Source organism: Leucobacter sp. M11 (assembly GCF_035726885.1).
GTDB lineage: Bacteria > Actinomycetota > Actinomycetes > Actinomycetales > Microbacteriaceae > JAPFRB01.
The window spans coordinates 546,582-547,097 of record NZ_JAPFRB010000002.1 but is presented as its reverse complement, the minus strand read 5'-3'; the positions used below and the strand labels follow the sequence as shown (position 1 = coordinate 547,097).

The window sequence follows — 516 nt, the reverse complement described above, 5'->3', positions numbered from 1 at the left end:
CCCGGACCGCTCGTGGGCGAGCCCGATCGCCAGCACATCCGCCTCGGTGCGCCCGATGATCTGCAGATCGCCCAGCGCGAGCGCGGCGAGGTTCAGCCCGGAGAACGGGGCTACGGTCGCCCCCAGGTCATTGCGGAAGTGTTCCTCCCCCGTTGCCGCCAGCGGGAGCCCGTCGCCGAGGGTGCGGCTGAGCAGGGCGTCGATGCCGTCCGCGTCCATCCGGGCGAGCAGCTCCTCGCGGCGGCGGGCGAGCCCGGCGAGGCCAGCGATCGCCGCCCCGGGCGGCTCCTGCTGCGCCCGGTCCAGCTTCGCCGCGACGTTCGGGTCGATCTCCCCGGCCCGGGCCGGGTAATACGGGGCAAGGCTGCGGCCAGCCTCCGCGCGGAACGCGGGCCACAGGTCGTCCTCCACGCCCGCGAGGTCCACCGGGAACGCCCGGATCTCGGCCCCCAGCGCCGCCAGCGCCGCGGCATCGCTGTGATCCAGCACCCCGAGCACGACCCCGGCGAGGGGGAG

General features: G+C 76.0%; 1 protein-coding gene. It reads right to left on the bottom strand.

What is annotated here, in order from left to right; genetic code table 11:
* Positions 1-516, bottom strand: a 516-nt coding sequence (locus OOT08_RS06945; protein WP_325091866.1) for a hypothetical protein, incomplete at both ends; no start/stop codon positions are given.